This window comes from Pseudomonas sp. TNT3, assembly GCF_010095445.2.
Taxonomy (GTDB): domain Bacteria; phylum Pseudomonadota; class Gammaproteobacteria; order Pseudomonadales; family Pseudomonadaceae; genus Aquipseudomonas.
Genome location: NZ_WFGV02000010.1, coordinates 76,686 through 102,978, shown reverse-complemented (window position 1 = coordinate 102,978; position 26,293 = coordinate 76,686). Strand labels below are relative to the sequence as shown.

The window sequence follows — 26,293 nt, the reverse complement described above, 5'->3', positions numbered from 1 at the left end:
CCTTTACTCTGTGGCCATCCCGACCCTGGAGTAAGGCATGTCTTTAGCATCCGTCTGTGTATTCTGCGGTGCCAGCACCGGCACCAACCCCGCTTATCGTGAAGCGGCAGTCGCCCTCGGGCGTGCGCTCGCCGAACGTAAATTGACCCTGGTGTATGGCGGTGGCGCCGTCGGTTTGATGGGAATCGTGGCGGATGCAGCACTGGCCGCTGGCGGAGAAGTCATCGGGATCATCCCGCAAAGCCTCAAGGACAAGGAAATCGGTCACAGCGGCCTGACGCGGCTGGAAGTGGTCGACGGCATGCATGCCCGCAAGGCGAGGATGGCGGAACTCAGCGACGCTTTCATCGCCCTGCCCGGCGGCCTGGGCACGCTGGAAGAATTGTTCGAAGTCTGGACCTGGGGCCAACTCGGCTACCACGGCAAACCGCTCGGTTTGCTGGAAGTGAACGGTTTCTACAGCAAATTGACCGGATTTCTTGATCATATCGTCGGCGAAGGCTTCGTTCGCGAAGCACACCGTGACATGCTGCAAACGAGCGAATCGCCGCAAATCCTGCTCGATGCACTGGACGCCTGGCAACCGGTGGTCACGCCAAAATGGGCCGAGCAAAAACCCAGCTAACGGCTCGGCACCGATACAGGGCAGAATATGCGCCGCTCAACCTCACCTTCGACCCCAGAGGATCGCCCATGGCTAAACCCAATTATTCCTTCGCCAAACGTCAGAGAGACTTGGCCAAGGAGCAGAAGAAAGAGGAAAAGCTTCAGCGCAAGAAAGCTACAGCTGAAGAAGAAGCCGCCGCACTGAACCCGGAAGCAGAGGGTGAAGTGGCCGCAGAAAGTGATGTTGAAGCACCGAAAGATCAGGCGCCCGACGCCTGAGACCCTCAGGGCCCGATGATCTGATCAGGCCCACCGGATCTGTGTCCTGTGTAGGAGCGAGCTTGCTCGCGATGGTCGTTAACGATAACGCTATAAGCCTGATCGCCCCCCCGGTGCACTCAGGTTCATCGCGAGCAAGCTCGCTCCTACAGTTGGACGTGGTCAGTGCAATGGCATCACCGTGACGCGCACTTCCGGGTCATGATTCCCCCCCCCCAGAATCACCCCGCGCAACGGTGATACATCGGAGAAATCCCGGCCCCAGGCCAGGGTGATGTGCTCCAGCGCCGGTTGCACGTTGTTGGTCGGATCAAAATCCACCCATCCCAGCACCGGGCAAAACACCGACACCCAGGCGTGTGACGCATCGGCACCGATCAAGCGCGGCTGGCCCGGTGGTGGCTGGGTCAACAGATAGCCGCTGATGTAGCGCGCAGCCAGCCCGCGGGAACGCACGCAGGCCAGCATCAGGTGCGCGAAGTCCTGGCATACCCCCCGGCGACGCTCCAGCACTTCCACCAAAGGCGTCGCCACCTGGGTCGCTTCGGCATCGAAGGTGAATTCGCTGAAGATCTTCTCCATCAGCGCCTGAACCCCGAGCAGCAACGGTCGACCTGCGGGGAAACAGCTTTCAGAAAACTCGACGAAGTTGCGTTTCAAATGCACGTAGGGCGATTCGAACCGGTAACGACAGGCCTCGAGCACTTGGGGTGACAGCGGCTGGCTGCTGTACGTCAACGCATTGCGGGTGTCTTCCCACGCGCGAGACCGGGTGAAGTCCAGTACAGGCCGGGGCAACACTTCAATCGTGAGGCTGGCGTTGACCAGCAATTCGTCGTGGGGCCGCTCGAACGCCAGGCGCGTCAGCGGGTTGCCAAAAACATCCAGCTCATCGCGACGCGAAGTCGGGTCAGGACTGATTAGCAATTGCTGATCGGTGCATCGCTGCCAGGCACAGGGCCTAGGCCACAAATGGGCCAGCTGTTGGGCGAGGGACACCGGACTGTCGTAGTGATAATGGGTGTCGTGAAAGATCTGGTAATGGGCGTTCATCAGACGGACACCGTGCGCTGGCTGACATCGTCGACGTGGGCAAAATGACGCAGCGCCAGGCGATCCGACACTTGCCCGCTGGCTTCAGCGATCTCCTGGAGCAAATCCGCCAGCCCGTCGATGGCGGCGCGGACGCTGGCTTCACCGAACAGGGCATTTTCCAGGCAGCCCAGATCGAACCGCGCCAAACGCTCCACCAGGTGCGGCAAACCTGTTTCGCGCGGTGCGCCAAAGTCGTCGTTCAGGCGTTTGAGGGTGCGCGTCACCAGTTTCAACTGGAACAGCACGGCGTGAGGGTTTTGCTCGTCGAGCAGTAACAGGTCCAACACCGGGATCAATTGCGCTACCGCCAGATACCGCGAACGGTAGGTGATGCTGCTGTTACCCAGCTCCAGCAACCACTCCAGCCTTGCCTGCTCGAACGCATCGGCGCCACGCAGGAAAGCCGCGAGGCTGGCGCTGAGAAACTGCAGTCGTTCGATCCGCCGTCCAATCATCAGGAAACGCCAGCCTTCATCCCGGGTCATGTCGTCGAGGGCAAAACCCGACAGAGCCGCCAGGGACATCACCAACCGGTTCAGGAAGTCCAGCAACTCACCAAAATCCGGTTCTTCGGATTCAAGTTCCATGGCTTCCCGTTGCAGCTCCACCAGCGCTTGCCAGTTTTCCCGAGAGAGTTTTCCGCGTACCTGAGAGGCGGCCCACTGCAAGCGTTGCAGGTTGGAGCGCAGGCTGAACGACCAGTCATCTCCCAGCAACGCGGCGAGTAAGCGCTCGGGCAATTCACCCTCATCGGGTAGCAGCATCAACCGCTCACCGAGATCGACTGCCGCCTGCAAGGCCTGGGGATCGTCGCCATCGACATAGCGCGCCAGCATGATTCGCAACAACCGCGCGCTGTCATCGCAACGCTCACAGTAACGGCCAAACCAGAACAGGTTCTCCACCACACGTGACGGCAAATACGGATCACGCCGTACCAGGTCATGAACGCCAATGGTGCGCTGGGTTTTCCATTGCTCGCCGCTCGGAGGACGGTCACCCAGAACCCAGGTGTCCTTGCTCGCGCCGCCACGTTGCATCGATACCACTTCGGCGTCTGCCTCGGCGGCCACGCGGGTCAACCCGCCCGGTAAAACCCGATAACCGTCGCGGCTGGCCACGGCATACACGCGCATGCCGATAGCGCGGGGTTGCAACAGTCCATCTTCTGCCTGCCAGACCGGCGCCTGGGAAAGCTGCGCCAATTCTTGCGCTACATAAGCGTAAGGCCGCGCCTGCATGCGCTCAGCGAGCACCTGGCGCTGTTTTTCACTCAAATCCCGACCGAAGACCGGAGCAAAACTCTGTGACGGAAAAGCGGGCTTGATCAACAACTCAGGCAGTTTTTCCAACGCCTGGGCCAGCACCGGCGCTTCGCCGCACCACCAGGTGGCGATGGACGGCAGGATCAGTTCTTCGCCAAACAGGAACTGGTTGATCTTCGGCAGAAAACCCAACAACCCGGGAGACTCCAACACCCCACTGCCCAACGCATTGGCTACCAGCACCCGGCCCTGCCGCACCGCCTCCAGCAACCCCGGCACGCCAAGGGCTGAGTCGGTGCGCAATTCCAGCGGGTCGCAGAAGTCGTCGTCGAGCCGACGCATGATCGCGTGCACCCGGCGCAGGCCGCTCAAGGTTTTCAGGTAGACGGTGGCGTCGCGCACTGTCAGGTCGCCGCCCTCCACCAGCGGGTAACCCAGCTGGCGCGCCAGATACAGATGTTCGAAATAGCTTTCGTTGAACCGACCCGGCGTCAGCAACACGATCAGGGGCGCTTCGTCGTCGCTTGGCGCCTGACGGGCCAGGGTTTCCTGGAGCGTGCGGAAGAAGCCGGCCAGGTGCTGCACTTTGAGGTCGCGATAAAGCTCTGGAAAGGCGCGGGAAACGATGGTGCGGTTTTCCAGCGCATAGCCGGCACCGGACGGCGCCTGCGTTCGATCGGCCGTCACCCACCAGCGGCCATCAGGCGTGCGCGCCAGGTCCACGGCATACAGATGCAGAAATGCTCCGTCTGGCGGCTTGATGCCCTGACAGGGCCAGAGGAAGTTGTTGTGACCGAAGACCAGTTCTGCGGGCAGCAAGCCTTCAGCGATGAGGCGCTGCGGGCCGTAGAGGTCTTCCAGCACCGCATTGAGCAACCGTGCCCGCTGGGCGATGCCGGCGGATAAGTGCTGCCATTCATCAGCCGCAATCACATGGGGCAGCAGGTCCAGTTCCCACGGCCTGTCGGCGCCCTTGGGATCGGCGTAGACGTTGTAAGTCACGCCGTTTTCCTGGATTTGCCGCGTCAGCAGTGCCTGACGCTGCACCAATTGCGCTGGCGTGCTGCGTTGCAATTGGTCGAGCAGCCGTCGCCAGTGCGGGCGAACGGCCCCACTGTCGTCGAGCAGTTCGTGGTAAGTGCCCGCCGTGAGCGGGTAGCGGTCAAGCAGGTCAGGCATGGAAAGCTCGGCAGACAGCAAAGTTCGGTCAGACTAACGCAGGCTCATGACACCCGGATAGACGAAAAATCCGGGCGTCGCGTACGGTTCAAAAGCGTCGTAAATCGAGTGTCATCGGCAACTCGTCGTTGATGTTGACACTCGGGACCGGCAGTTTTCCGGGACTGTGTCCGATCCGGAAAAACCGCGCCATCCGCCGGCTCTCCGCCTCATTGGCGTTGACCGGCAGACTGTCGTAGTTCCGACCGCCCGGATGGGCGACGTGGTACTGACAGCCACCCAGCGAGCGCTGCATCCAGGTGTCGAGCACATCGAAGACCAAAGGCGCATGCACCGGGATGGTCGGTTGCAGGCAATTGGACGGTTGCCAGGCGCGGAAACGCACGCCAGCGACGAATTCGCCGACGCGCCCGGTGGGCTGCAATGGCACCGGAACGCCGTTGCACGTCAGCAAGTAACGCTGGGGCGACAGGCCAGTGAGTTTGACCTGCAGGCGCTCAAGGGACGAATCCACATAACGCACCGTTCCGCCGGGCGCGCCCTCCTCGCCCAAAACGTGCCAAGGCTCCAGCGCCTGACGCACCTCCAGCTCGATGCCACTGACCGCGTAATCACCCACCTTGGGAAACCGGAATTCCAGGTGCGCGGCAAACCACTCGGCGCGCACGGGATAACCCGCCGCATTGAGGTCGACGATGACGTCAGCGAAATCCTGTTCGATAAAGTGCGGCAACATGAATCGGTCATGCAATTCGGTACCCCAACGAGCCAGTTTGGGCGGCGCATAAGGTTCGCGCCAGAACCGCGCGACCAGCGCCCGCAGCAACAGCTGTTGAGCCAGGCTCATGCGCGCATGAGGTGGCATTTCAAAGGCCCGCAGTTCCAGTAACCCGAGACGCCCTGTAGCGCCATCCGGCGAATACAGTTTATCGATGCAGAACTCTGCCCGGTGCGTGTTGCCGGTGACGTCGATCAGCAGGTTTCGCAGCAGTCGATCTACTAACCACGGCGCGCACTCTTCGCCAGGTTCAGGCATCTGTGAAAACGCGATTTCCAGCTCATACAGCGAGTCATTGCGCGCCTCATCGACACGGGGCGCCTGGGACGTCGGGCCGATGAACAACCCGGAGAACAGATACGACAAGGAAGGATGGTTATGCCAGTAGCTGATCAGGCTGCGCAGCAGGTCGGGACGACGCAGAAACGGAGAGTCCGCCGGCGTGGCGCCACCCAGGACGAAATGGTTGCCGCCACCGGTGCCGGTGTGACGGCCGTCGATCATGAATTTCTCGGTGGTCAGGCGGGTCTGGCGGGCTTCCTCGTACAAGAACTCGGTGCGATCGACCAGCTCATCCCAGGTCGCCGACGGCTGCACATTGACTTCGATCACACCCGGATCAGGGGTGACACGAAAGTTGCTCAAACGCAGGTCACTCGGGGGTTCATAGCCCTCCAGCAGCACCGGGCAATGCAGTTCTTCAGCGGTGGCTTCGATGGCGGCGACCAGTTCCAGATAATCCTCGACCTGCTCCAGTGGCGGCATGAACAGGTACAGCCGGCCTTCCCTCGCCTCCGCGCAGAAGGCGGTCCGGGTCAGCCAGTCCGCGGACTCGTCGATCTTCGGCGCACGGTCTTGCGCAACCGCAGGCTCGCCCTGGCTTTGCAACTGAGCAAGGTCGGGCAGCGGCGGGAAATCCTGATTCGGATCCCTTGGATGGATAAACGGATACTCCGCCGCTTTGACCCAAGGTTGTGAGCCGAGCGGCAAGCGATAACCCAGCGCGGAATCACCCGGCACCAGGCGGCAGTGCTCATCACGCAGGTACCAGCGACCGCTTTGCCACTGGTCACCCTTGGCGGTACGCGCCAGTGGCAGCACCTGGCCGATCACCGTGTCCAGTCCCTGGCTGAAGACTTTACGCAGACGCGCACGCTCAAGGAGCTCTTCAAGACGTGAGTCTTCGGCGCTGACATTCTGCGGCAACGTGCCTTCGCGCCAGAGGTAGTAGAAGTTGTCTTCGTAGGCCGGAAACACGAAGCGTGTCGGAATTTTCAGGCGTTCGGCGACACTCGCCAAAAACCGCCCGGCCAGTTCGCCGTTAGCGCCGTAGTCTTCTTGCTCATCGGCGATCAGCGCGTTGTTGCGCCAGATCGGCACACCGTCGCGGCGCCAGTAGCAGTTCAGGGACCATCGCGGCAGCTGTTCGCCCGGGTACCACTTGCCCTGGCCGAAATGCACCAGGCCATTGGGGGCATAGCGCTTGCGCATGCGCTGGAACAGTTCGGCAGACAGGCGACGCTTTTCCGGTCCGAGCGCTGCGGTGTTCCACTCGGCACCGTCCGGGTCATCGATGGACACGAAAGTCGGTTCACCGCCCATGGTCAGGCGCACGTCACCCTCGAGAAGGTCCGCATCGATCTGCCGGCCCAATGCCTGGATCGCCAGCCATTGATCGTCGGTGTAGGGCTTGGTGACTCGCGGTGCTTCCCAGATCCGCTCCACCGACATTTCGTGGGTGAACTCACACTCGCAGGGCTCCACCAAGCCGCTGATCGGTGCCGCAGAGCCCGGATCGGGACTACAGGCCAACGGAATATGTCCTTCACCAGCAAACAGCCCTGACGTCGCGTCCAGGCCGATCCAGCCGGCGCCGGGCAAATACACTTCGCACCAGGCATGCAGGTCGGTGAAATCCACTTCGGTACCCGAGGGCCCGTCGAGGCTTTTGACATCGGCCGTCAGCTGAATCAGGTAACCGGAGACAAACCGCGCGGCCAGGCCCAGGTTGCGCAGCAATTGCACGAGCAACCACGCCGAATCGCGGCAAGATCCAGAAGCGTGTTCCAGCGTGTGTTCGGGTGTCTGGACGCCTGGTTCCATGCGGATCAGGTAGCCGATGTCTTCACTCAGACGCTGGTTGAGCGCCACGAGGAAATCCACGGCAGGCAACGGGGTGCGGTCGATACCGTCCAGGTAGGCTTTGAACTTCGGCGTCAGCGGCAGGGTTTCCAGGTACGGCGCCAGCTCCTTGCGCTCATCGGTGGCGTAAACGAACGGGATTTTCTCCGCATACGGCTCCAGGAAGAAGTCGAATGGATTGAACACCGCCATCTCGGCGAGCAGATCCACTTCGATCCGCAGTTCATCGGTTTTCTCAGGAAACACTAACCGCGCCAGGTAATTACCCTGGGGGTCTTGCTGCCAGTTTATGAAGTGCTGCTCGGGCGAGACTTTCAGCGCATAGGACAGTATCCGCGTGCGACTGTGGGCGGCCGGGCGCAGGCGAACTATCTGAGGCCCGAGCTCGACGGCGCGGTCGTAGCGGTAATGCGTTACGTGATGCAATGCGACATGTATCGACACGGCGTGCCTCCTGCGAGCCCTAAGCGTATGGGAAAGCGCGCAAGACTTATGCCATGCAGCGGCACCGGCGCTTTCTGCGTTTGCTTGAGGCAGTACAGCACCAAAATCGGGCGATGCGGGAAATTGGTTTGGCGCAGTTGCACGCAAATGTGGCGAAGCTGTAACAACAGTCAGTAAATGGAGGGACAGCGAACACAAAACCAGTGGCGAGGGGATTAGCGAAACGTCGCACCGCCCCGTTGGGTTGCGAAGCAGACGCAGAAACGGTAGACGCGGTGTACCTGAACACCGTGGCTGCTGGCCTTGGGGTTGCTTCGCAACCCAACGGGGATAAATCCCCTCGCCACGATTTTTGATCGACCCGCAAATGCAAAACGCCAACCCGAAGGTTGGCGTCTTGTTATCCGCTGTCAGCGTTTAGCGCGGTACGACCGGCTTGCGGGCAGGTTTAGGGCCCTTGCCTTTCGCGGCATCCTTACGCTCCTTGGCGGCCTGCTGGTTACGGGCAAACGCCGCAGCCTTGGCCTGTTCACGCTTGTCCCACGGATTACCACCGTCACTGGCGCGCGGTGGCAGGCCTGTGTGCTGGGTGAGGATCTTGGTGGTTTTTTCACCCGCGACTTTATGGCTGCCTGCTGGCGTCGAGTTCTTGCGACGGGCGCTCTGGTAGCTGTCGGTCGCCGGCTGATGCAGCGGGATCAGCTGGTTTTTACCCGGCCCGATCAGGTCGGCGCGGCCCATGCGGGTCAGCGCTTCACGCAGCATCGGCCAGCCTTTCGGATCGTGATAACGCAAGAACGCCTTGTGCAGACGACGCTGCTCTTCGCTCTTGACGATGGTCACGGCGTCGCTCTTGTAAGTGACCTTGCGCAGCGGGTTCTTGCCCGAGTGGTACATCGCGGTGGCGGTGGCCATAGGCGACGGGTAGAACGCCTGCACCTGGTCGGCACGGAAGCCGTTGCCCTTGAGCCACAGGGCCAGGTTCATCATGTCTTCGTCGGTGGTGCCCGGGTGAGCGGCGATGAAGTACGGAATCAGGTACTGCTCTTTCCCGGCTTCCTTGGAGTACTTCTCGAACATGCGCTTGAACTTGTCATAGCTGCCAATGCCCGGCTTCATCATCTGGTTGAGCGGACCTTCCTCGGTGTGTTCCGGGGCGATCTTCAGGTAACCACCGACGTGGTGAGTCACCAGCTCTTTAACGTATTCCGGCGACTCGACCGCGAGGTCGTAACGCAGGCCGGAAGCGATCAGGATCTTCTTCACACCCGGCAACGCGCGAGCGCTGCGATACAGCTGGATCAGCGACGAGTGGTCAGTGTTCAGGTTCGGGCAGATGCCCGGGAACACGCACGATGGCTTGCGGCACGCGGATTCGATTTCCGGGCTCTTGCAGGCGATGCGATACATGTTCGCGGTCGGGCCACCGAGGTCGGAAATGACGCCGGTGAAGCCTGGCACCTTATCGCGGATCTCTTCGATTTCACGAATGATCGACTCTTCGGAACGGTTCTGGATGATCCGGCCTTCGTGCTCGGTGATCGAGCAGAAGGTGCAGCCGCCGAAGCAGCCACGCATGATGTTCACCGAGAAGCGGATCATGTCGTAGGCCGGGATCTTTTCCTTCCCGTACGCCGGGTGCGGAATGCGCGCATAGGGCATACCAAACACGTAGTCCATTTCTTCAGTGGTCATCGGAATCGGCGGCGGGTTGAACCAGACGTCGACTTCGCCGTGCTTCTGCACCAGCGCGCGGGCGTTGCCCGGGTTGGTTTCCAGGTGAAGCACCCGGTTGGCGTGAGCGTAGAGCACCGCGTCGCCACGGACTTTCTCTACCGACGGCAAACGGATCACGGTCTTGTCGCGAGTCATGCGCGGGCTGGCCAGGATCTGCACGACCTTGGCTTCGCTCGGATCCTCAACCGGACCTTTTTCCTGCTCAATGGCGCAGGCTTGGGTGTCCTGGGTGTTCACGTACGGGTTGATGATCTTGTCGACCTTGCCCGGACGGTCGATGCGCGTGGAATCGACTTCATACCAGTCTTTCGGCGTATCGCGACGGATGAATGCGGTGCCGCGCACGTCGGTGATGTCTTCGATCTTGTGACCGTAGGACAGACGCTGGGCGACTTCGACGATCGCACGCTCGGCGTTGCCGTAGAGCAGGATGTCGGCGCAGGCGTCGATCAGGATCGAGTTACGCACCCGGTCCTGCCAGTAATCGTAGTGAGCAATGCGGCGCAGGGAGGCTTCGATGCCACCCAGCACGATCGGCACATGATTGTAGGCTTCCTTGCAGCGCTGGCTGTAAACCAGGCTCGCGCGGTCGGGACGTTTGCCCGCCAGGCCACCGGGGGTGTAGGCGTCATCGGAGCGGATTTTCTTGTCGGCGGTGTAGCGGTTGATCATCGAGTCCATGTTCCCGGCCGCGACACCGAAGAACAGGTTCGGCTCGCCGAGCTTCATGAAGTCGTCTTTGGACTGCCAGTTTGGCTGCGCAATGATCCCGACGCGGAAGCCCTGGGACTCCAGCAGCCGGCCGATAATCGCCATGCCGAAAGACGGATGGTCCACGTACGCATCACCGGTGACGATGATGATGTCGCATGAATCCCAGCCAAGCTGATCCATCTCCTCCCTGCTCATCGGCAGGAATGGCGCTGGACCGAAGCATTCGGCCCAGTACTTGGGATAGTCAAATAACGGCTTGGCTGTTTGCATGACGATGACCGGTGTTGAGATGAAAAATCGCGGGCGCGGAATATAGCACAAAAAATAACCAATTCCGACGGTAATGGTCGGAAATGTCTGTGGCTGGTTTGTGCACAGCCCCGAAGGTCTTGCATCTACCCTGTGGCAAGGGAGCTTGCTCCCGCTGGGGTGCGAAGCGGCCCCAAAATCGTGAACGCTGCGCACTCAAGCGGGAGCAAGCTCCCTCGCCACAAAAGCTTCTTGCCACAGTTTTTTGCCGGGTTACTCGTCGTCGAAGTTATAGCTGCCCGGCGCCAGGTTTTCGAAGCGGGTGTACTTACCGATGAACGCCAGTCGTGACGTGCCGATCGGACCGTTCCGCTGCTTGCCGATGATGATTTCGGCGATGCCTTTGTGCTCGGTTTCCGGGTGGTAAACCTCGTCCCGGTACACGAACATGATCACGTCAGCATCCTGCTCGATCGCTCCGGATTCCCGGAGGTCGGAGTTGATCGGGCGCTTGTTCGGTCGTTGTTCGAGGGAGCGGTTGAGCTGGGACAACGCCACTACCGGACAGTTGAATTCCTTGGCGAGGGCTTTCAAGGAACGGGAGATTTCGGAAATCTCGTTGGTCCGGTTGTCGCCGCCGGAACCTGGAATCTGCATCAGCTGCAGGTAGTCGATCATGATCAGGGCGACATCGCCGTGTTCACGGACCAGACGCCGGGTCCGCGCGCGCATCTCTGACGGGCTGATACCGGCCGTGTCATCGATAAACAACTTGCGATCGTTGAGCAGATTGACCGCCGACGTGAGGCGCGGCCAATCATCGTCGTCCAGGCGACCGGCACGGACCTTGGTCTGGTCGATACGGCCGAGGGACGACAACATACGCATGATCAGCGATTCGCCTGGCATCTCCAGCGAGTAAACGAGAACACACTTGTCACTGCGCAACACGGCGTTTTCAACCAGGTTCATCGCAAAGGTGGTTTTACCCATGGATGGACGGCCAGCGACGATGATCAGGTCGGACGGTTGCAGCCCACTGGTCATTTCGTCGAGGTCGGTGTAACCGGTCGACAGGCCAGTGATGGCGTTGTCGGTGTTGAACAGGGTGTCGATGCGGTCGATGGCCTTGGTCAGCAGGTCGTTCACGCTCACCGGGCCGCCGGTTTTTGGCCGGGCCTCAGCAATCTGGAAGATCTGCCGTTCGGCCTCGTCGAGAATCTCTTCAGCAGTACGTCCTTCAGGGTTGAACGCACTGTCGGCAATTTCGCTGGCAATACCGATCAGCTGGCGCAACGTCGCCCGTGCACGGACGATCTGCGCATACGCCTTGATGTTAGCGACAGACGGCGTGTTTTTTGCCAGTTCTCCGAGGTACCCGAGGCCTCCGACTTGCGAGGTCTGCCCTTCCTTGTCCAATTGCTCGGCCAGGGTCACGACGTCGATTGGCGAGTTCATGTCCGCCAGTTTGGCGATGGCACGGAAGATCAGGCGGTGGTCATGTCGATAGAAATCGCCGTCGGAGACTTGATCCAGCACGCGTTCCCAAGCGTTGTTATCCAGCATCAGACCACCGAGCACGGCCTGCTCGGCCTCGATGGAATGCGGAGGCACCTTCAGGGAAGCAGTTTGCAGATCATATTGCTCGGGAGCGGAGATATCGTTCATGGCCACTTGAATGATTAGTGTGAAATTCAGGAACTGCAGAAAGACAAAGGGCACGACCTGTAAACAGGATCGTGCCCGATGTTACCGACAAGCACCCGAGGGTACCAGTCGATCAAGTGCTGCTTAAGCTGCTACCACGACAACGCGTACGGTGGCTTCAACTTCGGCGTGCAGGTGCACGGCTACGTCGAATTCGCCTACGTTGCGGATGGTGCCGTTCGGCAGACGAACTTCGCTTTTAGCAACTTCAACGCCAGAGGCGGTCAGTGCATCAGCGATGTCGTGGGTGCCGATCGAACCGAACAGCTTGCCTTCGTCACCAGCGGTGGCAGTGATAGTCACTTCCAGCTCAGCCAGTTGGGCGGCACGGCTTTCAGCCGAAGTTTTACGGTCTGCTGCGGCTTTTTCCAGCTCAGCGCGACGCTCTTCGAACGCAGCCAGGTTGGCAGCGGTCGCAGCGGTAGCTTTGCCGTAAGGCAGCAGGTAGTTACGACCGTAACCAGCCTTAACGTTCACTTTGTCACCCAGGTTGCCCAGGTTGGTGACTTTTTCCAGAAGGATCAGTTGCATGTGAAAATCCTCTTAACTTTTAACCTTCACCGTTCGCGTTATCGGCGTCTTTCGGCGCCAGACGACCGCGAAAATCAATCAGGCTGTCGACGATGGCCAAGACCACCAGCAACGGATAGATCAGCTGCATAAACAGCAACAGCGTGACGTACAACCCCACCAGCCAGAACCTGGCCAGTCGCTTTTGCGCCACCAGCCCGTGAATCAGGGCCAGCCCGGCGAACACCAGCGGTACGCTGCACAACGGCGTCAACATGGCCATCTGTGGACCGATATTCGGTCCCAGAAGCATGCACGCCAGCAGCAACATCGCTGGTAGAAGCGGGAAGCGGATAGCGCGAAACTCGCGACCAAAACCACCCGGGTTGTACAACAACGCCTGCCAGTAGCGCCCGACAATCAGGCTCAGCACACTGACGATTTGCAACAAGGCCGCAATCAGGCCGGTCAGGACCGGTGCAATCAGGGACGCAAAATGCGCCTGCTCGTCTACCGACAACTTCTGGTAGACATCGCCGAGTAGCGACGGCATGACTTTTATCAAAGCCTGCGCCAACATCTCGATCTGGGGACCAAAAGCTATCCCCAGCACCACTGAAAACACCACTCCCATCGCTATGCTGACCAGCAGCACGCGGTTCCAGGACTCACTTGCGCGCAAAACCAACGCAAGGCTCCAAGACCCCAGCAGCACCAGAAGTGAGCGTGGGTCATCGGCGTAAAGCCACCAGATCAATGCCGGTAGCAATCCCAGAGCAAGGACGCTTGACGCATCCTTCAATCCGCGCCGCAGGAGCACGAAGCATCCCGCGGCAGCACCCAACCAATACAACAACGGCAATGCCGCGCATCCAGCCACTACGAGAGTGGCCTGCATACGGCCGCGCATGATGAACTCAGCTATGGCACGCATGCATTCAATCCTTTGCTACGTGTCGACTGCCCGGTCTCAGCGGCCGTGGCTGTCGGTGTAGGCCAGCAGGGCCAGGAAGCGGGCGCGCTTGATAGCGGTGGCCAGCTGACGCTGATAACGTGCTTTGGTACCGGTGATACGGCTTGGAACGATTTTGCCGGTCTCGGATACGTAGGCTTTCAGAGTGTTGAGATCTTTGTAATCGATCTCTTTCACGTCTTCAGCGGTGAAGCGGCAGAATTTACGACGACGGAAGAAACGTGCCATGTAATAGGCTCCTCAAAAGGTCCGTGGATTACTCGTCAGCGTTATCGCTGTTGTCGCTGTCATCACTATCAGCGCTTTCAGCGCCTTCGTGCTCAGGACGGTCGCGACGCTCACGGCGCTCACTGCGGTTTTCTTCAGCCTTGAGCATCTCGGATTGGCCGGTAACGGCTTCTTCGCGACGGATGACCAGGTTACGGATCACTGCATCGTTGTAGCGGAAGTTGTCTTCCAGCTCGGCCAGGGCCTTGCCAGTGCATTCAACGTTCAGCATCACGTAGTGAGCCTTGTGAACATTGTTGATTGCGTAGGCCAGTTGACGACGACCCCAATCTTCCAGACGGTGGATTTTGCCGCCGTCTTCTTCGATCAGCTTGGTGTAACGCTCTACCATGCCGCCGACTTGCTCGCTTTGATCCGGGTGGACCAAAAAGATGATTTCGTAATGACGCATGAATGCTCCTTACGGGTTGTAGCCTGCCGCTCAAAAGCGGTCAGACAAGGAGTGAATGACACTTATGGACTTGCTTGCAGTAGACACATGCGTGCCTGCCGTCACAGCAAGGGGCGCAATTGTAGAGAAGGGACAGGAGAGGTGCAAGGCAATTGGTGATTATTTGAACAGTTCGTTCGCCCACCCATTTTTGCCTCACCACAAACCACTGCGGGAGCGAGCTTGCTCGCGATGAGGGCATAACATTCAACATTGATGCTGAATGTTACTCCGGTATCGCGAGCAGGCTCGCTCCCACAGGGACTACAAATGACTTAGGACTTTTTACCGGTTCCGGCAGCTTTGACGCCACGCTGACGCTGAGCTTCGAACAGGCACACGCCAGTCGCCACGGACACGTTCAGACTGCTGACACTGCCAGCCATCGGCAGGTGCACCAGATAATCACAGAGATCGCGGGTCAGGCGACGCATGCCGCTGCCCTCGGCACCCATGATCAGGATGGTTGGACCGGTCATGTCGTGCTGGTACAGACTCTGCTCAGCTTCGCCCGCCGTTCCGACAACCCACAAGCCGCGCTGCTTGAGTTTTTCAAGGGTGCGCGCCAGGTTGGTCACAGCAACCAACGGAATCACTTCCGCCGCGCCACAGGCAACTTTTCGTACCGTTGGGGTCAGCGTGGCCGACTTGTCCTTCGGAACGATCACTGCCAGTGCACCGGCCGCATCGGCCGAACGCAGGCAGGCGCCAAGGTTGTGCGGATCAGTCACACCATCAAGCACCAGCAGCAACGGTGCGCCTTCGGTGCGATCGAGCAGTTCGTCGAGCATCGCTTCGCCCCAGACCTGACTCGGACTCACGTCCGCCACCACACCCTGGTGCACGCCTTCAACCCAGGCATCCAGCTCGCGACGCTCGGCATTGCCGACTGCCACGCGATTTTCGTTCGCCAGTTCGATCAGCGTCTGAACGCGCGGATCACTGCGGCCTTCCGCCAGCCAGATCTGCTTGACGCGTTTCGGGTGGTGACGCAGCAACGCTTCTACGGCATGCACGCCGTAGATTTTTTCCAGATTACTCATGACTTGGCCTTAGGTTTACGCGCCCCGCCGCTTTTGGCTGCTGGAGCGGAACCCGCTTTTGGCGGGCCCTTACGGTGTTTGCTCGGTTTTGCTGGCTTGCCGCCGGGAGCCTTGTCAGGCGCCGACCGCCCGGTCTTTCCCCCAGACGCCGCTTTACCGCCGCTTTTCGCTTCAGACAGCAACGCCTGCTTCATTTCCCGGCTCTTGCGCAGCTCGGCGTTTTTCGCCGCTGCATCGCTCGGGCGATAGGCTTCGGCAGCTTTTTCCTTGGCAGGGCGACGACCGGATTTCGCCGGCGCCGGCTCTGCCGCAGCGGCGGTTTTAGCCGCAGGCGCAGTGGTTTCGGTCCCGCGCTTCTTGCGGCCAATCGGCGCGCTGATGGTTTTTTCAGCCATCTCGAAGTCGATCTTGCGCTCGTCGAGGTCAACGCGCATCACGCGCACTTCAACGGTGTCGCCAAGGCGGAAGCTGCGGCCGGTACGCTCACCGGCCAGGCGGTGATGTACTGGGTCGAAGTGGTAGTAATCACCCGGCAGCGCCGTGACGTGTACCAGGCCTTCGACGTAGATGTCGGTCAGCTCGACGAACAGGCCAAAACCGGTCACCGCAGTAATCACACCCGGGAACGACTCGCCTACACGGTCTTTCATGAACTCGCACTTGAGCCAGTTCACCACGTCACGAGTGGCTTCGTCGGCACGGCGCTCGCTCATCGAGCACTGCTCGCCTAGCTGCTCCAGAGCCGCTTCGTCGTACGGGTAGATGCGCGCTTTCGGAATGGTCATGGCGCCAGCACGACGAACGTGCGGGGTGTCCATTTTCGAATGAATGACGCTGCGAATCGCCCGATGCGTGAGCAAGTCCGGGTAGCGGCGGATCGGCGAAGTGAAGTGGGTATAGGCTTCGTAATTCAGGCCGAAGTGGCCCTGGTTATCAGCGCTGTACACCGCCTGACTCAACGAGCGCAGCATCACAGTCTGGATCAGATGGAAATCCGGACGGTCCTTGATGCTCGCCAGCAGTGCCTGGTAATCCTTTGGCGACGGGCCGTCCTTGCCTTTATGCAGGGACAGGCCGAGCTCGCCCAGGAAGGCGCGAAGTTTTTCCAGACGCTCCGGTGGCGGGCCGTTGTGCACGCGGTACAGCGCAGGGATTTCGTGTTTCTTCAGGAATTCAGCGGTGGCCACGTTGGCCGCCAGCATGCATTCCTCGATCAGTTTGTGCGCATCGTTACGCACGGTCGGACGAATTTCGGCAATCTTGCGCTCGGTGCCGAAAATGATCCGGGTTTCCTGCGTTTCGAAATCGATCGCGCCACGCACGTGACGAGCGGCCAGCAACACCTTGTACAGCGAGTACAGTTGCTTGAGGTGCGGCAGAACATCGTTGTACTCGCCGCGCAGCTGACGCGCCTCGGTGAGTTTCGGCGTTTCCAGCATCGCGCTGACTTTGTTGTAGGTCAGGCGAGCATGGGAATGGATCACGGCTTCGTAGAAGCAGTAGTCGGTCATTTCACCGGATTTGGAGATGGTCATCTCGCAAACCATGGCCAACCGATCAACGTGTGGATTCAGCGAGCAAAGGCCGTTGGACAGCTGCTCAGGCAGCATAGGCACTACGCGCTCGGGGAAGTACACCGAGTTGCCGCGAACCTGGGATTCGTTGTCCAGCGCCGAACCGATTTTCACGTAGCTGGAGACGTCGGCAATCGCCACGTACAACTTCCAGCCACCGGAGAACAGGCGCAATTTGCCTGGCTTGGCTTCGCAATACACCGCGTCATCGAAGTCGCGAGCATCTTCACCATCGATGGTCACGAACGGCAGATGGCGCAGGTCTACGCGCTTCTCTTTGTCTTTCTCTTCGACTTCAGGCTTGAGCTTGGCGGCTTCTTTCAACACCGCTTCAGGCCAGACGTGCGGGATATCGTACGCGCGCAGGGCGACATCGATTTCCATGCCCGGCGCCATGTAGTTGCCCACGACTTCGACCACGTCGCCTTGCGGCTGGAAGCGCGGCGTCGGCCAGTGAGTGATCTTCACTTCGACGAATTGACCAATATTGGCATTGGCGTTGCGACCCGGCGTTACCAGCACTTCCTGCTGGATCTTCGGATTGTCCGCAACCACAAAGCCGATACCGCCCTCTTCGAAGTAACGACCCACGATGGTTTCGTGAGCACGGGACACCACTTCGACGATCATGCCTTCGCGACGACCGCGACGGTCGAGACCGGAAACACGGGCCAGCGCGCGATCACCGTCGAATACCAGACGCATCTGCGCCGGGCTCATGAACAGGTCGTCACTGCCGTCGTCCGGAACCAGGAAGCCGAATCCGTCACGGTGACCGCTGATGCGGCCCAGGATCAGGTCGAGCTTGTCCACAGGCGCATACGTGCCGCGACGGGTATAGATGAGTTGAGCGTCGCGCTCCATGGCGCGCAGGCGGCGGCGCAGGGCTTCGATCTGGTCTTCTGTGGTCAGACCAAACTCTTCGACCAGTTGCTCGCGGTTAGCAGGCGAACCCCGATCAGCAAGGTGCTGAAGGATCAGTTCGCGGCTAGGAATAGGGTTTTCATATTTTTCCGCTTCACGAGCGGCCTCGGGATCGAGGGACTGCCAATCGGCCATTAGAGAGTTTTCACCTTGTCTATATACGGGTTAGTTTGGCATAGGCGTAATGAAACGGGAAATTTCAGGCTATGACAGCCTGTCTAAAGCCCTATATCGACACTCCAAAACTGATTTGAATGCCGCTGGTAATATTTTGCAGGTTTTTTTGCTGCCAGGGGTTTACAGTTAAAAAGACGCTCCGTATAGTGCGCGCCATCGACGACGGAGACGTTGCCGATACTGCCCAGATGGTGAAATTGGTAGACACGCCAGCTTCAGGTGCTGGTGACCGCAAGGTCGTGGAAGTTCGAGTCTTCTTCTGGGCACCAATTTTGAGCTTGAGATTAGATCAATTTCAAGGCTCGCACAAAAACCCGCGAAAGCGGGTTTTTTGCATTCCAAGCCCCTGATTTATTAAAACTAAATCAGGGGTTTACAGATCAAAAAGCTCTCCGTATAGTGCGCCACATCAACAGCGGTAACGCTGAAGATTATGCCCAGATGGTGAAATTGGTAGACACGCCAGCTTCAGGTGCTGGTGACCGCAAGGTCGTGGAAGTTCGAGTCTTCTTCTGGGCACCAATTCAAATTCAAGGTTACGGCCTTGGATTTCACAGAAACCCGCGAAAGCGGGTTTTTGCGTTTCTGGCTTTCAAAAATCAATCCCCCTCTTAACAAACACACGACCTGTAGCAGCTGCTACAGGTGCTGTACCGGGTGCTTTAGCAAAGACTTCTCGGCCCCGCAAGGCGCACTTGAGAAACAATATCGTTTATCATTGTTACAAGTTTTTGCAATGCGACAGTGAGGAACCCTGCGAATGATGTTTCGAAATACCCTGCGCCGCGGCTTGACCATCACCCTGCTCGGCCTGGCAATCGCCACTCCCTTCACCCAGGCAGCTGATCCGGTTTCCCTGACGCTCTACAACGGACAACACAAGGAAGTTGGCGATGCCGTTGCCAAAGCCTTTGAGGCCAAGACCGGCATTCACGTCAACGTGCGTAAGGGCAGCAGCAACCAGCTCGCCAGCCAGGTTGTCGAGGAAGGTGATCGCTCCCCTGCCGACGTGATCTACACCGAAGAATCCCCACCCCTGAATAAACTTGGCGAACAAGGCGTATTGGCCCAGACCGATGCCGCTACCCTCGCCGTCCTGCCCAAAGATTATGTCGCCGCCAATGGCACCTGGATTGGTGTTACCGCCCGCGTCCGCGTCGTCGCGTACAACCCCAAGCTGATCGATGAAAAAGACCTGCCGAAATCGGTCATGGAGTTTTCCGATCCGAAATGGCAAGGCAAGGTCGGTTTCGTGCCCACCAGCGGCGCGTTCCAGGAACAAGCGGTAGCAATCATCAAAGTGCACGGCATGGATGCGGCCGAGGAATGGCTGACGGGGCTGCGTGCGTTCGGCAAGACCTACAGCAACAACATGGTCGCACTCAAGGCCGTCGAGAATGGCGAAGTCGCCACGGTACTGGTGAACAACTACTACTGGTTCGCCCTGCAACGCGAAAAAGGTCAGCTCGATTCGAAACTGCATTATTTCACCGGCGGCGACGTCGGCGGCCTGATCACTGTTTCCAGCGCCGCGGTATTGAAGTCCAGCAAACATCCAAAAGAAGCCCAGCAATTGCTCGCCTACATGGCCAGCGAAGAAGGGCAGCGCGTGATCACTCAAACAACTGCCGAGTATCCGCTGCACAAAGGCATGGAATCGGATCGCGGCCTCAAGCCGTTCAGTGAACTGGAAGCACCTAAAGTCACCCCCGCCGACCTCGGCAACGCTGAAGAAGCTCTGGACCTGGAACGTGACGTTGGCTTGAACTGATGAGCGCATCGTTATCCGCCCCCGCCTCGCGCGGGGGTTACGTGCCGCGACGCAAGCGTCCGTCGATCTGGCTGTTGCTGCCGGTTTTGCTATTGGTGGTTCTCAGCCTGCTGCCGCTTGCCTATGTCGCACTCAAGACCTGGCAGGCGGGCTGGGCAGAAGCGCTGCATCTGCTGTGGCGGCCCTATGTGTTTGGCCTGTTGCGCAATACGCTGGCGCTGATGATCGGCGTTACTTTCGCCTGCGGCGTCATCGGCCTGTCATTGGCATGGCTGCTGGAGCGCAGCGATCTTCGTGGACGGCGAGTTTGGGGAGTCATCCTGTGTTTGCCGTTCGCGGTACCGGCGTTTGTCAGCAGTTTTACCTGGGTATCCCTGAGCGCCAACTTCGAAGGGTTGGGCGGGGCAATCCTGGTGATGACGCTGTCCAAGTACCCGCTGATATTTCTGCCGGTCGCTGCAACCCTGCGAAATCTGGACCCTTCTCTGGAAGAGTCCGCACGCACGCTGGGCCAGAACCGTTGGGGTGTATTTTTCCGGGTGACCCTGCCACTGCTTTGGCCGTCCTTGCTGGCCGGCTCGCTGCTGATCGCATTACACATGCTGGTCGAGTTCGGCGCTCTGTCGATCATCGGCCTGCAAACGTTCACTACCGCGATCTACCAGCAATTCGAACTGGAATTCAGCAACGCCAATGCCGCCATGCTCTCTGCAGTGCTGCTGGCGCTATGCCTGATCCTGCTGTGGCTGGAACTTCGGGTACGCGGCAAAGGCCGGCATGTGCGTACCGGCCAAGGCGCCGCGCGACGTGCTGAGCAGGTACGCCTGGGACCTTGGGCGCTGGGGGGCCAGGCTTATTGCCTGGCATTGGCAATCATCGGCAGCGGCATCCCGCTGGGAATGCTCGCGTATTGGCTGGCGGTAGGTTCTTCAGCAGCCTTCCCGGTGGCTGCGATCAGTGAAGCATTGCTGTCGTCACTGGCACTCTCGTTGGGTGGTGCAGCGTTGTGCCTCGTGCTCGCGGTGCCTGTGGGGCTATTGGTAGTGCGCTATAAAGGCCAACTGGCGATTTGGGCCGAACGGCTGCCGTACTTGCTGCATGCCCTGCCTGGCCTGGTGATTGCCCTGACGCTGGTGTATTTCGCCCTGCACTATGTGCCAGTTCTGTATCAAACGTCGGCACTGTTGCTGATCGCCTATGCGCTGCTGTTCCTGCCTCTGGCGCAGGCGCCGATTCGCACGGCACTGAACAAGGCAGCACCACAGTTGGAGGAGGCCGCCCGCACGCTTGGGGCGTCATCTTTCAGTGCATTCTGCCGGGTGACCTTGCCCATTATTTTCCCGGCACTGGGCGCGGCGTTTGCCTTGGTGTTTCTGGATGCGATGAAGGAACTGACGGCGACGCTGCTTTTAAGTCCTACCGGCCTTAATACGCTGGCGACGGAAGTCTGGGCGCATACGGCCAATGTGGAGTTCGCGGCGGCGGCGCCGTATGCGGCGTTGTTGATTCTGGTTTCCGGACTACCGGTTTATCTGCTGACGACGCGGATGTATTTGAGCCGCTAAAAGATCGTCCGAACGCGGCCCGAGCTTGCGGCAGCTCCTACATGGGATTGATGCTCACCCTGTAGGAGCTGCCGCAAGCTCGGGCCGCGTTCGGACGCTCTTTTGTTCTTAAGCCCTGAACTGCCCCAGGCTCGCCTTCAGCTGCGCCGCCAACCCATCCAGCACCTTGCCGCTGGCCGTGGTTTCCACCACCGCCTGCGCCGCCTTCTCAGCCTGCGCATGAATGGTCTCGACACGTCCGCGCACAGCCTGAGCACCTTGCGCCTGATGCGCTGCTGCTTGTGTCGCCAGGCCAATCGCCGCATGCACTTGCTCGACCGACGTCTGCACCGACTGCTGCAAGCGCGCACTGTCACGCAGCACCAGCAACCCTTCATTGGCCTGACGCCCGGCCTGGCCGATCGCTGCGACCGCCTCACGCGCACCTTGCTGCAAGGCTACGATGTGCGCCTGGATATCCCCCGTGGAGCTCTGCGTCTTGCTCGCCAGTGCGCGCACTTCGTCAGCCACCACCGCAAATCCGCGACCGGTTTCACCCGCGCGCGCCGCCTCGATGGCCGCGTTCAACGCCAGGAGGTTGGTCTGCTCGGCGATCCCATGAATGACCGTCAGCACCACTTCAATTTGTTCGCTTTGTTGCGCCAGTCGCTCGATGACTTTCGCACCGGTATCGACCTGCCCCGCCAACGCCTCGATCAGACCGCCGACTTTCGCCGAAGTCCGGGTGTTTTCATCCGTCGCCGAACGAATGTCCACCACCTGCTGCAAGGCAGCCTGCATGGCATGACTTTCAGACTGGGCATCGTCGGCCATCTGCGACAGCGCACGCAGGCTCTCAGCCACCTCATCACGCTGCATGCCCGCCGCCGCATCCGCACCGGCGTTGCGTAAGGTCATCGCGCCGATCTCCACACCGGTACGCTGCGCCACGTCGCCTGCTTCGCGCACAATCGGCTGCAACTTATCCACAAAGCGATTGACCGCCGAAGCCATGTCGCCGATCTCGTCCTTGCTGTTGATTTGCACACGTTTGGTCAGATCACCCTCACCTGCCGCGAGGTCATCCATGGCAGCAATCAACAGCTTCAAGCGATTGACCACGCGACGACCCAGAACGACCGCAAGCAACAGCAACACACCAAAACCAACCACCGCCAGGCTCATGCCGATGCGCCAACGCAATGTCGACGCAGCCTCTTGCACGGTGTTGGTGGTGTTGGCTTTCATGTCTGATGCAGTGGATTGCGCCGACTGCAGACGCGCACGCATTGCCGTTGCGCTGTCAGCAGCTGCGCCCTTGAGACTGTCGGCGACCAGTTGATCGCTACTGGCGATCAGGGCCGAGAAACGCTTGTCCAGGGCCGCCAGATCGGTTTCCACCGAGGCGGTCGAGACACCCATCAAGACTTTCCCGATCTCGACGCCGTTAGGGCTGATCGAGGCTTCGAGGTAGTAGACCGACGGGTCGTTCTTCGCCGCATCCAACACTTTGTCCAGCGCCCGCTCGCCCTGACCTTTTTCCAGAAGGGCCTTGTTAATCGGATTTTCCCGGTTCAGATAACGCGTCAAATGCTGACCCGTCGCGTCGTCGTAGACCACGAACAGCACGTTGGGATTACGCTGAGCCCGACGGGCAAATTCGGAGAGCGTTGGAACGTCGCTGTCCCACATGGCACGAGGTGCTACCGAGGCCAGCAACTGCGCCATGTCGTTCGCCGAATCTTTCAAATCCTTTTCCAGCGTCGCACGCAGTTGGGCCTGCTCTTCCTCCAGCTTCGAAGACAATCCGGCCGTCAGACGCTGACGCGTACTGGTCGACAAACTTTCGAGACTCGACGTGACTTCACGCCCGGCCTGCTCAAGTTCGCCGGACAGTTTTTGACTGTCCGCCCCCAGGCGTACACCCAGGTCAGCTTCCAGCGCAGTCACCGTGCTCCGCGTCAGAGCAACAGCAACCAGCACTTGCACCAAAAGGGCGATACCGAGGGTAACGAACACAGGCCGCAACAAACGGCTTTGTAACAGTGAGAGAACGGCTGACACAGGAAAGCCCTCTGTATTGACGCCATTAAATTGATGGCACGCCAGAAAAGGTATTCACAGCAAAGGCCATGCCGCCCGGAGGGCAGAAACGACAAAGGCCCCAATTAAGGGGCCTTTGTGTTTTACATCAATAACTTATTAAGCGAACGGATGACGCAGAACGATGGTTTCGTTGCGGTCCGGGCCCGTCGAAATAATGTCGATCGGCGCGCCGATCAGTTCTTCAACGCGTTTGATGTAAGCACGAGCGTTGGCTGGCAGCTCTTCCAGGGTTTTGGCACCCACGGTCGATTCGGTCCAGCCCGGCACTTCTTCGTACACAGGCTGCAGGCCTACGTAGCTGTCAGCATCAGTCGGAGCAATGTCCTTACCCTCTGCATCTTTGTAGCCGACACAGATGTTGATGGTTTCCAGACCGTCGAGTACGTCCAGCTTGGTCAGGCAGATGCCCGAGATGCTGTTCACATCGATAGCGCGACGCAGGATTACGGCGTCGAACCAGCCACAACGACGAGCACGACCGGTAGTCGCACCGAACTCGTGACCTTGCTTGGCCAGGTGCGCACCGACTGCGTCGAACAGCTCAGTCGGGAACGGCCCCGAACCTACACGCGTGGTGTAAGCCTTGGTGATGCCCAGAATGTAGTCCAGGAACATAGGACCCACACCCGAACCGGTAGCAACCCCGCCAGCAGTGGTGTTAGAGCTGGTCACGTACGGGTAGGTACCGTGGTCGATGTCCAGCAACGAGCCCTGGGCGCCTTCGAACATGATGTCTTTGCCAGCGCGACGCAGGTCGTGCAGCTCGGCAGTCACGTCGAGCATCAGCGGCTTGAGCAGCTCAGCGTATTCCTTGCACTCGGCCAGGGTCTTGTCGAATTCAATGGCTGGCTCTTTGTAGTAACCCACCAGCATGAAGTTGTGGTAATCCACCAGTTCACGCAGCTTGTCTTCAAAGCGCGGCATGTTGAGCAGGTCGCCAACACGCAGGCCACGACGCGCAACCTTGTCTTCGTATGCCGGGCCGATACCGCGACCGGTAGTACCGATCTTCAGCTCGCCACGGGCCTTTTCACGCGCCTGGTCCAGCGCAACGTGGAACGACAGGATCAGCGGGCAGGACGGGCTGATACGCAGGCGCTCGCGCACCGGTACGCCTTTCTCTTCCAGCTTGGTGATCTCGCGCAGCAGGGCATCAGGTGCAACCACCACGCCGTTGCCGATCAGGCATTGCACGCCTTCGCGCAGCACACCCGACGGGATCAGGTGCAAAACGGTTTTCTCGCCGTCGATCACCAAGGTGTGACCAGCGTTGTGGCCACCTTGGTAGCGCACTACGGCGGCAGCATGTTCGGTCAGCAGATCAACGATCTTGCCTTTGCCCTCATCACCCCATTGGGTGCCCAGGACTACGACATTCTTACCCATAACACTTGTCCTCATTCGCGCAAACTTGGTGCCGGCGGCGGCCGGCAGGAAAACTCAAGAAGCCAGTGGCGATAGTTGCCAAAGCCCGTTCTGCTGAATCAATTGCCGGTCGCAGTCCGCTTCACGGGCGGCGGCCAAAGGTTGCCCAGGCAAGGCCTGAACGACACGCTGACCCTCACTGCGCAACTGGCAAACCTGCTGCCAGAGTGCCGCATCCGTACTGTCAGGCATCCAGATACCGCCAGACGGTAACTTGATCTCAGCACGCCCCAGGGTCACCAGGGTTTTCAAATCGGTGGAGAAACCGGTTGCCGGACGGGCGCGACCGAAGTCGGCGCCGATGTCGTCGTAACGACCGCCCTGGGCAATGGACTGGCCAACACCCGGCACGAACACCGCGAACACCACACCGGTGTGGTAGTGGTAGCCGCGCAACTCGCCCAGGTCGAAGTAAAGCGGTAATTGCGGGAAGCGCGTGGACAGTCGCTCGGCAATGGCCAGCAAATCATCCAGCGCTGCCAGAACAGGCACCGGTGCATTGGCCAGGCGTTCACGGGCAGCGTCCAGCACTTCACGACCGCCACACAGGTCAACCAACGCTCGCAGCATGCCTGACAGATCGGCAGGCAAGCCTTCGGTCAAGGTAATGACCTCATCGATGGCCTTGCGTTGCAATGCGTCAAACAGCTGCTGTTCCACTTCACCGGACAGACCGGCAGCGCGGGCCAGGCCACGGTAGATACCGACATGACCGAGGTCCATGTGCACATCCGGCACGTCGGCCAGTTGCAGCATGGCCAGCATCAGGCTGATGACTTCCACGTCGCTGCTCGGGCTGCCATCGCCGTACAACTCGGCACCCAATTGAATCGGGCTGCGCGAGGACGACAAGGCGCGCGGCTGCGCATGCAGCACGCTACCTGCATAGCACAGGCGGCTTGGGCCTTCGCGTCGCAGGGTGTGCGCATCGATGCGCGCAACCTGCGGCGTGATGTCCGCCCGGAAACCCATCTGCCGACCCGATTGCGGATCGATAACCTTGAAGGTACGCAGATCAAGGTCCGAGCCCGCGCCGGTCAGCAGGGATTCCAGGTACTCGATATGGGGGGTCACGACAAACTCGTAACCCCAGCTCTGGAACAGATCCAACACCTGACGGCGCGCTACTTCGATGCGCGCCGCTTCTGGTGGCAGTACTTCTTCGATGCCATCTGGCAGCAGCCAGCGGTCTACCGTTGCCATTACGCCATTCCCCTATGATCCGGGCGGCCAGCCTTGGGGCGAGCCTTGAGTGAAGCAGAAAGTGCCTGGCCCATGCACACAAACTTCGCGCATGAACGACGCGGCAAAAAGCCTTGAACCGGCTTCGCCA

At 59.7% G+C, this 26,293-nt stretch carries 18 protein-coding genes and 2 tRNA genes; 6 read left to right on the top strand and 14 right to left on the bottom strand.

Annotated features, from left to right (window positions below; all coding sequences use genetic code 11):
• Positions 1 to 37 precede the first annotated feature (37 nt).
• Together GBC55_RS09070 and GBC55_RS09065 are read left to right on the top strand one after the other, a co-directional pair.
• Positions 38 to 625: a TIGR00730 family Rossman fold protein gene (locus tag GBC55_RS09070; protein ID WP_162437095.1), complete on the top strand. Its 588-nt coding sequence runs from the start codon at positions 38 to 40 to the stop codon at positions 623 to 625.
• 68 nt (positions 626 to 693) lie between these two features.
• Positions 694 to 885, top strand: a complete 192-nt coding sequence (locus GBC55_RS09065) for a hypothetical protein (RefSeq protein WP_110660080.1) — start codon at positions 694 to 696, stop codon at positions 883 to 885.
• Positions 886 to 1,047: 162 nt separating this feature from the next.
• Here GBC55_RS09065 and GBC55_RS09060 read toward each other — a convergent pair whose 3' ends face one another.
• From GBC55_RS09060 to rnr, 11 genes are all read right to left on the bottom strand, one after another.
• Positions 1,048 to 1,938: a transglutaminase family protein gene (locus tag GBC55_RS09060; RefSeq protein ID WP_162437096.1), complete on the bottom strand. Its 891-nt coding sequence runs from the start codon at positions 1,936 to 1,938 to the stop codon at positions 1,048 to 1,050.
• Positions 1,938 to 4,424 carry a circularly permuted type 2 ATP-grasp protein gene (locus GBC55_RS09055; protein ID WP_162437097.1) on the bottom strand — a complete coding sequence of 829 codons (2,487 nt, stop codon included), beginning with the start codon at positions 4,422 to 4,424 and terminating at the stop codon, positions 1,938 to 1,940. Before GBC55_RS09055 ends, GBC55_RS09060 begins: the two co-directional genes overlap by 1 nt.
• Before the next feature lie 88 nt (positions 4,425 to 4,512).
• Positions 4,513 to 7,788: a transglutaminase family protein gene (locus GBC55_RS09050; RefSeq protein WP_162437098.1), complete on the bottom strand. Its 3,276-nt coding sequence runs from the start codon at positions 7,786 to 7,788 to the stop codon at positions 4,513 to 4,515.
• A gap of 417 nt (positions 7,789 to 8,205) precedes the next feature.
• Positions 8,206 to 10,509: a YgiQ family radical SAM protein gene (locus GBC55_RS09045; RefSeq protein ID WP_162437099.1), complete on the bottom strand. Its 2,304-nt coding sequence runs from the start codon at positions 10,507 to 10,509 to the stop codon at positions 8,206 to 8,208.
• Positions 10,510 to 10,761: 252 nt separating this feature from the next.
• On the bottom strand, positions 10,762 to 12,156 hold the full coding sequence (gene dnaB / locus GBC55_RS09040) for a replicative DNA helicase (RefSeq protein WP_162437100.1): 1,395 nt from the start codon (positions 12,154 to 12,156) through the stop codon (positions 10,762 to 10,764).
• Positions 12,157 to 12,279: 123 nt separating this feature from the next.
• A complete protein-coding gene (rplI, locus tag GBC55_RS09035) occupies positions 12,280 to 12,726 on the bottom strand; it encodes a 50S ribosomal protein L9 (RefSeq protein WP_003197251.1) in 447 nt (148 codons plus the stop codon).
• A 19-nt stretch (positions 12,727 to 12,745) separates the two neighbouring features.
• Complete coding sequence (locus GBC55_RS09030; RefSeq protein WP_162437101.1) at positions 12,746 to 13,639, bottom strand: hypothetical protein; 894 nt, start codon at positions 13,637 to 13,639, stop codon at positions 12,746 to 12,748.
• Between the two features lie 36 nt (positions 13,640 to 13,675).
• Entirely contained in the window at positions 13,676 to 13,906 is a 231-nt protein-coding gene (rpsR, locus tag GBC55_RS09025; RefSeq protein WP_002551829.1) for a 30S ribosomal protein S18, read from the bottom strand.
• A gap of 28 nt (positions 13,907 to 13,934) precedes the next feature.
• On the bottom strand, positions 13,935 to 14,357 hold the full coding sequence (gene rpsF / locus GBC55_RS09020; RefSeq protein WP_003217491.1) for a 30S ribosomal protein S6: 423 nt from the start codon (positions 14,355 to 14,357) through the stop codon (positions 13,935 to 13,937).
• 314 nt (positions 14,358 to 14,671) lie between these two features.
• Positions 14,672 to 15,439 (bottom strand): 23S rRNA (guanosine(2251)-2'-O)-methyltransferase RlmB, encoded by a 768-nt coding sequence (rlmB, locus tag GBC55_RS09015; RefSeq protein ID WP_162437102.1) that lies wholly within the window; start codon positions 15,437 to 15,439, stop codon positions 14,672 to 14,674.
• Positions 15,436 to 18,072: a ribonuclease R gene (gene rnr / locus GBC55_RS09010; RefSeq protein WP_162437103.1), complete on the bottom strand. Its 2,637-nt coding sequence runs from the start codon at positions 18,070 to 18,072 to the stop codon at positions 15,436 to 15,438. The genes rlmB and rnr overlap by 4 nt, the downstream gene beginning before the upstream one ends.
• 224 nt (positions 18,073 to 18,296) lie before the next feature.
• Here rnr and GBC55_RS09005 point away from each other — a divergent pair.
• The 4 genes from GBC55_RS09005 (at position 18,297) to GBC55_RS08990 (ending at position 21,450) form a co-directional block, all read left to right on the top strand.
• Positions 18,297 to 18,383 (top strand) — tRNA-Leu (locus GBC55_RS09005).
• A gap of 166 nt (positions 18,384 to 18,549) precedes the next feature.
• A tRNA-Leu gene (locus GBC55_RS09000) sits at positions 18,550 to 18,636 on the top strand.
• Positions 18,637 to 18,874: 238 nt separating this feature from the next.
• Positions 18,875 to 19,885, top strand: coding sequence for an extracellular solute-binding protein (locus GBC55_RS08995; protein ID WP_162437104.1), 1,011 nt, complete (start codon positions 18,875 to 18,877; stop codon positions 19,883 to 19,885).
• Complete coding sequence (locus GBC55_RS08990; RefSeq protein WP_162437105.1) at positions 19,885 to 21,450, top strand: iron ABC transporter permease; 1,566 nt, start codon at positions 19,885 to 19,887, stop codon at positions 21,448 to 21,450. Before GBC55_RS08995 ends, GBC55_RS08990 begins: the two co-directional genes overlap by 1 nt.
• 108 nt (positions 21,451 to 21,558) lie before the next feature.
• Here the strand turns inward: GBC55_RS08990 and GBC55_RS08985 are convergent, their stop codons facing one another.
• The 3 genes from GBC55_RS08985 to GBC55_RS08975 form a co-directional block, all read right to left on the bottom strand.
• Positions 21,559 to 23,493 carry a methyl-accepting chemotaxis protein gene (locus GBC55_RS08985; protein ID WP_162437106.1) on the bottom strand — a complete coding sequence of 645 codons (1,935 nt, stop codon included), beginning with the start codon at positions 23,491 to 23,493 and terminating at the stop codon, positions 21,559 to 21,561.
• 138 nt (positions 23,494 to 23,631) lie between these two features.
• On the bottom strand, positions 23,632 to 24,921 hold the full coding sequence (locus GBC55_RS08980; RefSeq protein WP_162437107.1) for an adenylosuccinate synthase: 1,290 nt from the start codon (positions 24,919 to 24,921) through the stop codon (positions 23,632 to 23,634).
• Positions 24,922 to 24,975: 54 nt separating this feature from the next.
• On the bottom strand, positions 24,976 to 26,163 hold the full coding sequence (locus tag GBC55_RS08975) for an ATP phosphoribosyltransferase regulatory subunit (protein WP_162437108.1): 1,188 nt from the start codon (positions 26,161 to 26,163) through the stop codon (positions 24,976 to 24,978).
• Positions 26,164 to 26,293 lie beyond the last annotated feature (130 nt).

What these genes read in the sequence shown, in the direction of transcription:
- GBC55_RS08975 (WP_162437108.1), bottom strand. Translation starts at nt 26,163, where the DNA reads ATGGCAACGGTAGACCGCTGGCTGCTGCCAGATGGCATCGAAGAAGTA.
- rpsF (WP_003217491.1), bottom strand. Translation starts at nt 14,357, where the DNA reads ATGCGTCATTACGAAATCATCTTTTTGGTCCACCCGGATCAAAGCGAG.
- GBC55_RS08990 (WP_162437105.1), top strand. Translation starts at nt 19,885, where the DNA reads ATGAGCGCATCGTTATCCGCCCCCGCCTCGCGCGGGGGTTACGTGCCG.
- GBC55_RS08980 (WP_162437107.1), bottom strand. Translation starts at nt 24,921, where the DNA reads ATGGGTAAGAATGTCGTAGTCCTGGGCACCCAATGGGGTGATGAGGGC.
- rplI (WP_003197251.1), bottom strand. Translation starts at nt 12,726, where the DNA reads ATGCAACTGATCCTTCTGGAAAAAGTCACCAACCTGGGCAACCTGGGT.
- GBC55_RS09055 (WP_162437097.1), bottom strand. Translation starts at nt 4,424, where the DNA reads ATGCCTGACCTGCTTGACCGCTACCCGCTCACGGCGGGCACTTACCAC.
- dnaB (WP_162437100.1), bottom strand. Translation starts at nt 12,156, where the DNA reads ATGAACGATATCTCCGCTCCCGAGCAATATGATCTGCAAACTGCTTCC.
- GBC55_RS08995 (WP_162437104.1), top strand. Translation starts at nt 18,875, where the DNA reads ATGATGTTTCGAAATACCCTGCGCCGCGGCTTGACCATCACCCTGCTC.
- rpsR (WP_002551829.1), bottom strand. Translation starts at nt 13,906, where the DNA reads ATGGCACGTTTCTTCCGTCGTCGTAAATTCTGCCGCTTCACCGCTGAA.
- GBC55_RS09065 (WP_110660080.1), top strand. Translation starts at nt 694, where the DNA reads ATGGCTAAACCCAATTATTCCTTCGCCAAACGTCAGAGAGACTTGGCC.
- GBC55_RS09045 (WP_162437099.1), bottom strand. Translation starts at nt 10,509, where the DNA reads ATGCAAACAGCCAAGCCGTTATTTGACTATCCCAAGTACTGGGCCGAA.
- GBC55_RS09030 (WP_162437101.1), bottom strand. Translation starts at nt 13,639, where the DNA reads ATGCGTGCCATAGCTGAGTTCATCATGCGCGGCCGTATGCAGGCCACT.
- rlmB (WP_162437102.1), bottom strand. Translation starts at nt 15,439, where the DNA reads ATGAGTAATCTGGAAAAAATCTACGGCGTGCATGCCGTAGAAGCGTTG.
- rnr (WP_162437103.1), bottom strand. Translation starts at nt 18,072, where the DNA reads ATGGCCGATTGGCAGTCCCTCGATCCCGAGGCCGCTCGTGAAGCGGAA.
- GBC55_RS09060 (WP_162437096.1), bottom strand. Translation starts at nt 1,938, where the DNA reads ATGAACGCCCATTACCAGATCTTTCACGACACCCATTATCACTACGAC.
- GBC55_RS09070 (WP_162437095.1), top strand. Translation starts at nt 38, where the DNA reads ATGTCTTTAGCATCCGTCTGTGTATTCTGCGGTGCCAGCACCGGCACC.